Annotated in this window: 7 protein-coding genes; 1 reads left to right on the top strand and 6 read right to left on the bottom strand. The window is 54.2% G+C overall.

Translation table 11 applies throughout. The features are described 5' to 3' along the window. On the bottom strand, positions 1 to 1025 hold a 1025-nt coding region (locus DQG23_RS39425), incomplete at its 3' end, for an RsmB/NOP family class I SAM-dependent RNA methyltransferase (RefSeq protein WP_146762471.1). A 197-nt stretch (positions 1026 to 1222) separates the two neighbouring features. Between DQG23_RS39425 and DQG23_RS39420 the strand changes: the two genes are divergently transcribed. After that, positions 1223 to 1702 (top strand): thioredoxin family protein, encoded by a 480-nt coding sequence (locus DQG23_RS39420; RefSeq protein ID WP_113036550.1) that lies wholly within the window; start codon positions 1223 to 1225, stop codon positions 1700 to 1702. Positions 1703 to 1764: 62 nt separating this feature from the next. Here the strand turns inward: DQG23_RS39420 and DQG23_RS39415 are convergent, their stop codons facing one another. From DQG23_RS39415 to DQG23_RS39395, 5 genes are all read right to left on the bottom strand, one after another. Beyond that, positions 1765 to 2862, bottom strand: coding sequence for a sialidase family protein (locus tag DQG23_RS39415; protein ID WP_113036544.1), 1098 nt, complete (start codon positions 2860 to 2862; stop codon positions 1765 to 1767). Between the two features lie 278 nt (positions 2863 to 3140). Continuing rightward, positions 3141 to 4790: a sialidase family protein gene (locus tag DQG23_RS39410; RefSeq protein ID WP_113036543.1), complete on the bottom strand. Its 1650-nt coding sequence runs from the start codon at positions 4788 to 4790 to the stop codon at positions 3141 to 3143. A 34-nt stretch (positions 4791 to 4824) separates the two neighbouring features. After that, positions 4825 to 5715 carry a carbohydrate ABC transporter permease gene (locus tag DQG23_RS39405; RefSeq protein ID WP_113036542.1) on the bottom strand — a complete coding sequence of 297 codons (891 nt, stop codon included), beginning with the start codon at positions 5713 to 5715 and terminating at the stop codon, positions 4825 to 4827. A gap of 13 nt (positions 5716 to 5728) precedes the next feature. Next, positions 5729 to 6646: an ABC transporter permease gene (locus tag DQG23_RS39400; protein ID WP_113036541.1), complete on the bottom strand. Its 918-nt coding sequence runs from the start codon at positions 6644 to 6646 to the stop codon at positions 5729 to 5731. Positions 6647 to 6759: 113 nt separating this feature from the next. After that, positions 6760 to 8337: an extracellular solute-binding protein gene (locus DQG23_RS39395; RefSeq protein WP_158560935.1), complete on the bottom strand. Its 1578-nt coding sequence runs from the start codon at positions 8335 to 8337 to the stop codon at positions 6760 to 6762. Positions 8338 to 8663: the final 326 nt, after the last annotated feature.

The raw sequence follows: 8663 nt of genomic DNA, 5'->3' as shown, positions 1-8663 counted from the left end.
GCGCGCAGCGCGGGCTCGCGCGGCCCTGCCGCGGCTGCGGCTGCGCCGCCGTTCGCGCCGGTGTGCTCGAGCACCGCGACGAAGTGGCCCTCGCCCTTCAGGCGATGGGGCCACAGCCGCACGGTGCCTCGCACCGCCGCCGCTGCGTCCGCGCCGGCCGCCTCGCTGCCGGCCTCAGCAGCGCCGGCTTTGACCGCGGCCACCCAGTCAGGATGGCCGCTGTCAAAACCGTGCTGCGTTTCAGCCGGCACGATGCGAAAATCGCGAAACGCGGCGACGAACTCCGCGATCATACATTCGTTCTCCTCCGGCGCGAACGTGCAGGTCGAATACACGATCCGGCCGCCCGGCTTCAGCATCGAAGCGGCCTGTCCCAAAATATCGCGCTGCATGATCACGCATCGCTCCACCGAATGGCGCTCCCACTGCTTCGCCATTTCTTCTTCCTTGCGAAACATTCCTTCGCCGGAGCATGGAGCGTCGATCAATATTTTATCGAAAAAGCCGGCGAAAACAGGCGCAAGCCGTTCCGGCGTCTCATTCAGCACAACGGCGTTGCGCACGCCGGACAGCTCGATGTTTTTGACAAGCGCCTTGACCCGCTCCGCACTGTTGTCGTTGCTGACCAGCAGCCCCTTTCCCCCCAGCTTCGCGGCGATCTGCGTCGATTTTCCGCCCGGCGCCGCGCACAGATCGAGTACCCTCTCCCCCGGCTGAACGTCCAGCAGCTCAACCGGAGCCATGGCGCTCGGCTCTTGGATATAATAAAGTCCGGCATGATAATAAGGATGCTTCCCCGGGCGCTCGCCTTCTTCATAATAAAAACCGTCGGAAGCCCACTGCACCGGCTGCAGCCGGCCGAACGGAGACAGCTCTCCGGCAAAACGCAAAGCCTGCACCTTTAACGTATTTATGCGCAAACCGTAATAACGAGGTTCGTCGTACGACCTCATAAACGCTTCAAACTCGTCGCCAAGCATCACGCTCATCCGTTCCACGAACGCGTCAGGCAGTTTTATTCCCATTCTTTCGCCACTCTTTCCGCCAGTTCACGATATGCTCACATTTTTATAGTACCTATAGAAGGAGTTCTATCTGAAATGTTGAATATAGTTTAGAATGATGCTATAGAGCATCTTGAAGACCGGCATTTGCCGGGAAATTGGAGCAATCAGAGGAGCCAATGCTTCTGACATTTTTGGAAAAGGGTGGTTTATCGTCCATGAAGAAACTTATTGTGTATTTATCCGCTATCGTAGCCGTCTTCGTCCTTCTGTTCGTCGTCAAATCGATGACAACGGCGGGAAGCAACGAGGATGCCCAAAGGCTTTACAACGTCAAAGCGTCCAAGCTGACGCCGCAAACCGTCGAGAAGCTGAAGGATCCGAACTACCAGAATATCATCCTGCCGGCCTCATTCGACAAATCGCTGGAGAATAAAGAACCGATGTTCGTTTATTATTTCCAGCCGGACTGCTCGCACTGCGCGGTAGTTACGCCGATGCTGTCCCCTCTCGCCAAAGATCTTGGCGTCGACATGAAGCAGTTCAATCTGACCGAATTTAAAAACTACTGGCAGAAATCGAAAATCGAAGGCACTCCGACGCTTGTCTACTATAAAGACGGCAAAGAGGTCGACCGGATCGTCGGCGAAAACTCGAAGGAGAAATACACGGAATTTTTAAATAAGTATAAAGGGTAAGCGGCAAAAAGAAAAGAGCGGCGGGCTGAATTCAGCCTGACGCTCTTTTCCTATATAAACAGTTACGCCATCTCCGGATCGATATCCGCCAGCCGGATCTTGCGCATCTTCAGCCTTGCCAGGCAAATGCCGTCTTCTTCTTCGCCCGCGCAATAAGCCAGCAGTACGGAATCGCCCGTAAAATGAATCGTCGTGTAGCAATAACCTCCTCCGTCCTCTTCGGTTTCCGCGACGAAAAATTGCGTCCATGACTTCCCCTCATCCTTGCTGATCGCCCCGACAAGCGGCGTGCGTCCCCATGAATGCCGCTCCAGCTTCCGCGTCTGGTAGTTCGGGACCGGATTCCAAACGGCCAGCAAATGACCGCTCCGCGGTTCTCTCTTGACCGACAACGGGGAGCAAGGGGATGTGAAAACGGATGGAACCGGCTGACTCCATGTTTCTCCTCCGTCATGCGAAAACATTTCGTATTGATACCCCATATCGGTCCGGCTCCACGACCAGAGCACGCCGTTTGCCAGCTCCAGCACGCCAGGCTCCTGCAAGCCGCTAGCCGAGCGGGGCACGGGCAGCACGCAAAACTCCTTCCCTTCCCGCCAGGTCAGTCCGTCGTCATCCGACAGAAAAAAGTAAACGATCCCCCGTCCGTCAAACGATTTCCAATCGGTCGTGCTTTCGCCGCGCATCCGGTGAAGCGCGCACGGAACGATCAGTCGTCCGCCGGAAAGTCTTACCACCCTGTCGTTGTTCGTTACATAATAACCCGGGCCCGGTACGCAGCATACCGGCTCTCCCCACGTCTGCCCTTCGTCCGAAGAACGGCGCAAATGAAGTCTCGTATCGTGCCAGCCATAACGAAACACATAAAAGAGGCCGATATCGCCGTTCGCCATTCGCATGAACGAAACGCTCATAATATTGATCGCCTCATGATCGGCCGGTACGGCGATGATCCGGTCCTCGGACCATGTTTCGCCCTCGTCGCTTGAAACTCTCGCGGCGATGCTTGCGACTGCATCGTCGCTGTGCGAATCCCCGGTAAATCTGCTGTATGCGAACAACAGTCTTCCATCCTTCAGTTCGATAAATGCGCCTTCGCTGTTGCGCGGATTTCCTTCGGCCGGACGAAGATCCAGCACCACATTGCCTTTTTGCAGCATCTTTTTTTCCACTCCCGTCAATTAGAGATCTCATAACATCAGCGCTGCCCTGACTTGACTATTTATGGTTCTCCCTTCCCCAAAACTTGCGATACATTAAGTATATAAAGCGGGCAAGACCGCTCCTATCCGGGAACGTGCGGGAGAACACCGGTGAAATTCAGTTTTTAATCATTGGTTGTCGGGATATGAAAGAGTAAAAAGATGCCGTCCTATACGCTTTCGATGCAAGCGGTTTTCGGAAGCATAAAGGAAGGGTCGTCGCGGTAGCTCGGATCTCATACCGGCGCCCCCTCAATAGCCTTGTTTTCGCTTTCCATCCGCCTTACCCGCAAACCGCCGCCGGATTCGTCCGCAAACAAGCGAACGTATGAAGCTCCTCGCCCTCGTTCCAGCTGCATGATGACGCCCGCCAAAGCGCCGTTTGCATAAATGCGGGCGATCTCCATGCCGCAGTCCCATTCGATCACCAGATCGATCCACTGCCCCGAAACGAGCGATTCCGACCACCTTAGCGGAATGTACGGTCCTTCGTTCACATATTGAGCGGCCAGTCTGCCGTCCGGCTCCATTCTAAAGCGGCACGTTCCGCCTTGCCGGTTGCCCGGTTTAAGAAACGATTCCCCGAGCGTTATATAAGCCCCGCCGAACCCTTCCTCCATCATCACCCGCAAGCAAAGCGCCCCTTTCACAGCGAAAGGGAAATTCCAGGTGATTCCGGCAGGCTCTCCGCCCGCATGCAAGCGCAGAACGTTTCCGTCCGCCCCGGACTCCAAATCCGCCCCCGCCTTCGTGTGCGAGCATACGCCGATGCCGTTCTCCCACTGCTCCAGCGCACTGCCTGCCGCAACCCATGACGGATCGATGCTAACCGTCCGGTATTGCACGGTACCGTGCCAATCGGACAAATTCACATCAAGATAACCTACGAGAACCTTTCCGTCAGCCGTCTCCGTCATCCAAGGATAACAGACGAGATGATCGGGATCTTGATCGGGCGCAAGCCGGACGATCTCGCGATACCCCCGCCAAGCTCCGTCCGCTTCGCGAATCGCCGCCACTAGGGACTGCCTGGCATAGCTGATCCCGTGACGTATCGGTTCGCCTTTGCAATGGTTCCAGCACATCAAAATCCGGCCGTTGCGCAACCGAAGAAGTCCGGCGGGCGCGTTGGACGAAATGAACGGCGTCGGCTGGGGCCGGGACCAAGTCTCCCCGCCATCGGAGGAATAAGACTCGTAAAACCGGCCCATTTGCGTACGGATGACCATCCATACCCGCCCGTCCGGCAGCTCGACGGTGACCGGCTCGACCGCGCCGGACTCCAGCGCGCCTCCGCCGTTGTCGATGACGATGTCGGCTCCCGCGTTTCGCCACGAGTATCCGCTGTCGTCGGATATAATGACTTCGCTCACGAAAACGCCGGATTTGCGGTCCGACATAAACGAGAACGGCATAACGATTCTGCCGTCAGCAAGCTGCGTGACCGCATTGAGCGAGCCCGTATACCGGTGTCCGTAATCGATCCGCTCCGGCCCGGTCCACGAATGCCCGCCGTCGCGGGAATACAGATGCCACATTTCGACGATGCGCTCGCTGTAAGGCACGCCGGCATCCCAATTCAGCATCCTGAACCCGTACAGATGAAGCGTGCCTTCGGCATCAAGCAGCGGCGCATGATCCAGATCGAGCGCTTTTATGGATCCGGGTGCAGCCGGGAACTCGAAAATTTGCTCCGGTTCCCCCCAATTCAGACCTCCGTCTTCCGAACGCCGGCCGAACAGTCTTTGCGTAATGGAGGTATCGTTCCAATCGTAAGGACTTCTTGCTTCCGCATAGATGGACAGAATAACCCCGTCTTGCAGCGTCACGAACGTACCCAGCTTTCCGGCAAACGTTACGTTAATGGGCGATTGCAGCATGGACATGACTCACTCCCCTTAGTTTAGATGCATCAGAAACTTAACCCTTAATCGATCCGACCATCACGCCTTTGACGAAATGCTTCTGCAGGAACGGATAGACGCAAACGATCGGCAGCGTCGTCACGATGATCATCGCGCCGCGCAAGCTCTGCGGCGTCGGTCGGCTTTCCAGGCTGCCGAGAATTTCTGCGCTTAAATCCTGGCTCGTCATCGTCAGCACGATGCGGCGCATCAGCACCTGAACCGGCATCAAATTCGCGTCGTTAATATAAATCGTCGCATCGAACCATGCGTTCCAATGGGCGACCGCGTAGAACAGCCCGATCGTGGCGAACGTAGGCAAGCTGAGCGGAAACACGACCAGTATCAATATTTTCAGCGGCGACGCCCCGTCGATCGTCGCCGACTCGATCAGCCCGTCCGGAATTTGCGAGAAGAAATTTTTCATGATAAACAGATTCCACGCGCTGATCAAGCCGGGGATAATCATAACCCAGAACGTATCCGTCAAATGAAGAAACTTTAGCAGCAAATACGATGGAATCAGCCCGCCGCTGAACAGCATCGTCACGAAAACGAGGGTGATGAAAAAATTGCGTCCCGGCAGCGTTTTGCGCGACAAGCCGTAAGCCATCATCGACGTAAACAGCAAGTTGAGCAGCGTACCGGTCAACACCCGCATAATCGTAACCCCGTACGCCCTGTACAATTGCGAGCCTTCACTCAGCAGCGCTTTATAAGCCGAAATATCGAACTTCTCCGGAATGAGAATAAACGAACCCCTGCGAATCAATTCGTTCTCGCTGACAAGCGAAGTCGAGACGATGACGATAAACGGGATGATGAACAGAAGGGACAGCACGGTCAAAAAAGTATAATTAAAAATCTGAAACGCTTTCTCGCTGCTTGACGACGTATTCAGTCTCATCGCTCATCACCTCCTACCAAATCCCTTCCTGATCGATTTTTTTCGCCAGGTAATTGGCGCCGACGACCAGGATGACGGCAATTACCGACTTGAACAGCCCGACCGCTGCGGCAAACGAATATTGAACCTCTACGAGACCCTTCCGGTACACGTACGTATCGATAATATCCGCCACATCGTAAACGGGCGGCGAATACAGCAGGAACACCTGCTCGAACCCGGCATCCATGATATGACCGATCTGCAGAATAAACAAAATGACGATAATATGGCTGATGCCCGGAATCGTAATATGCCATATTTGCCGTAAACGGCTCGCTCCGTCCACCTTAGCCGCCTCATACAGCTGCGGATCGACTCCTGCGATAGCCGCCAAATAAATGATGCTGCTCCAGCCGACTTCCTTCCAAATGGCGGATATGACGAGCACCGGCCTGAACGTATTCGTATCGGTCAAGAAAGCGACCGGCTCGAAGCCGAGCTTCTGCAGCAAGCCGTTAATAAAGCCGCCGTCGGTGCTGAGCAGCGTCGTCGTTAAACCGGCAAGCACGACCATCGAAATAAAATGCGGCAGGTAAGAGATCGTTTGCACCGTCCGTTTAAACATCACATGCCGCGCTTCGTTGATCAGGAGCGCGAGTATGATCGGCGCCGGAAAGCCGAAGACGAGGCGGTACACGCTGATCGTCAGCGTATTGCCGATGATGTCCCAGAAGTAATAGGAGGACGCGAAATTTTTGAAATGCTGCAAGCCCACCCATTCCGCCGTAAATATGCCCTTGAGCCCTTCGAAAGGCGCAATGTCCTTGAACGCGATCGTAATCCCGTACATCGGAACGTAATGAAAAACAAGAAAATACAGCACACCTGGAAGAATAAGCAGGTAATACAGCTTATGCCTTTTGATCGCGTTTACCGTTTGCGTTTGCATTCGTATGTCAGCCCCATTCCTGCCTCTCTTTACCGGAACGGCCGGCACGGATCGCCGCAGACCGGCGTCCGTGTCCAGTCATCCCTCTATCAGGCGAACAGTTGTCGCATGAATTACCCTTTAACTCTGTTGTACTCGCTCGTATAAGCGTCAATCCATTTGTCCAAGCCGGCTTTGTTCAGCTCCTGCAGGAACTTGTCGAACTCGGAAATCGGTCTCGCGCCCATAATGAACTTGACGACCTCTTGATCGATCATCCGGGTGATGTCCGCAAGCGTCGGCACCTTCTGGGAGATCGCTTTCTGGTCGAATTTATACTCTACGCTGAGAAGAGACGGTTTCTTGACACGGGTCATATCGGTGATGTACTTGCCCATGTAATCGAACTGAGGAGCCGCAACCGGGTCGTTCTTCCGGTATTGCACCGTAATGGCGAAGGATCCGCCGGTAATGTATTCGCCGATATAATCGCGGTTCAAGCCCTCCATAATTTTGTTCTGAGGATCCGTATACTTCCAGTGCTTATCCTTCACGCCGAAAAATGCCGTCAAATAGTTTTCGATATCCGACTGCAGCCAGTCGATGTACTTGATGGCCGCCTCCGGATTTTTGGCGTTTTTGCTGATCATATACCCGCCCCGGCTGACGCCGCCCGTGGACGTAACGAAGCCTTTCGGTCCTTGCAGCTCGCCTGCGACGGCGTATTTCGCTTCAGGCACGTTCTGCCTGAGCACGGAATCGTTGCCGAGCACCGTCGTATACCAGACTGCCGCCGATGCCGCACGGTTCTGCTTAACAAGCTCGATCAGCTTATCCCGGTTCGACGAGAAAGACTCCTTGTAGATGTACCCCTTCTTGTACCAGTCAGCCATTTTCACGACAAAATCTTTATATCCCGGGTTGAGCACCGGCGGCTTCACTTTGCCGTCCGTATCGAGCCAATTGGCGTAGGCGATATCCATAAACCCGGCGGCAAGCCCCATGTTCAACCCGGATAAGTCGGTAAGCAGCGGAATCGTTTGTCCGTTTCCTGCAGGATCTTTATCCTTAAACGCCTGCAAAACCGCTTCCAGCTCGTCGATCGTTTTCGGCATCTTCAGTCCGAGTTTGTTCAGCCAATCCTCCCGCAGCAATACCGTGTTGCCTGCAAGCACCGGAATTTCCGGTATGGCGTAAATTTTGCCGTCCTGTCCTTTGAGCGCGTCCCAAGCTTCCTTTCCCCAGTTGTCCGGCCACAGCTTCTTAATATTCGGGCCGTATTTATCCAGCAATTCGTCCAACGGCATCGCAGCGCCTTTGGCTTGATGCTCAGCCATCGTGCCTTTGAAAATATCGAGCGGTTCGTTCGAGGCAAGCAAAATGTTCAGCTTATCATTCTCCGAGCCTTTCGGCGGGATAATCGGAATAACTTCGATGCCCGTTTTGTCGAGAATCGCTTTTTTTACTTCCTCCGAAGCTTCCGGCTTACTTGTTTCCGTCGTCTGCGACAAGTTTCCAAGGTTGGCGTACACGTAAACTTTCTCTGTTTTTTTGTTGGCCGAAGCCGCCGCAGGGGAGCTTGAAGTTCCTCCCGTTGCCGCTGGCGAGGCGCTGCCGCTTTTATCATCCGTACCCGATCCCGAAGAACAGCCTAATGAAGCCAAAGCAGTCAATCCGATCACCGCAGCTGAAGCCGCATATTTTTTCAACATGCTTAAACCCTCCCTCGTCGCTCTGTATTCATTTGTTCCGGTATCGCACATCTCCGTTCCCCCGCTTCTATATGTCGATAATAAGGGACTCCTATAAATGAAGCGGTTACATGAAAGCATCCTGCTGTTTGCCGGCCGGCTTTTGATTCAATCGACTGATGAGCCAATTGTAAGCGCTGTCTATCCGAATGAATATGCCAACATTGCTACCCCGTGGCCTTAACGATGACAAAAGTAAAATATTTGGCATACCGAAAAAAACTAGCATTCGGCAATTCGCAATGCGAATCCCGCTTATTCCCTATGTTCATGGTCCCTCTCCACAG

It is taken from the genome of Paenibacillus contaminans (assembly GCF_003285015.1).
Taxonomy (GTDB): domain Bacteria; phylum Bacillota; class Bacilli; order Paenibacillales; family NBRC-103111; genus Paenibacillus_V; species Paenibacillus_V contaminans.
This window is presented reverse-complemented; position numbering and strand designations above follow the sequence as displayed.

What these genes read in the sequence shown, in the direction of transcription:
- DQG23_RS39420 (WP_113036550.1), top strand. Translation starts at nt 1,223, where the DNA reads ATGAAGAAACTTATTGTGTATTTATCCGCTATCGTAGCCGTCTTCGTC.
- DQG23_RS39415 (WP_113036544.1), bottom strand. Translation starts at nt 2,862, where the DNA reads ATGCTGCAAAAAGGCAATGTGGTGCTGGATCTTCGTCCGGCCGAAGGA.
- DQG23_RS39410 (WP_113036543.1), bottom strand. Translation starts at nt 4,790, where the DNA reads ATGTCCATGCTGCAATCGCCCATTAACGTAACGTTTGCCGGAAAGCTG.
- DQG23_RS39405 (WP_113036542.1), bottom strand. Translation starts at nt 5,715, where the DNA reads ATGAGACTGAATACGTCGTCAAGCAGCGAGAAAGCGTTTCAGATTTTT.
- DQG23_RS39400 (WP_113036541.1), bottom strand. Translation starts at nt 6,646, where the DNA reads ATGCAAACGCAAACGGTAAACGCGATCAAAAGGCATAAGCTGTATTAC.
- DQG23_RS39395 (WP_158560935.1), bottom strand. Translation starts at nt 8,337, where the DNA reads ATGTTGAAAAAATATGCGGCTTCAGCTGCGGTGATCGGATTGACTGCT.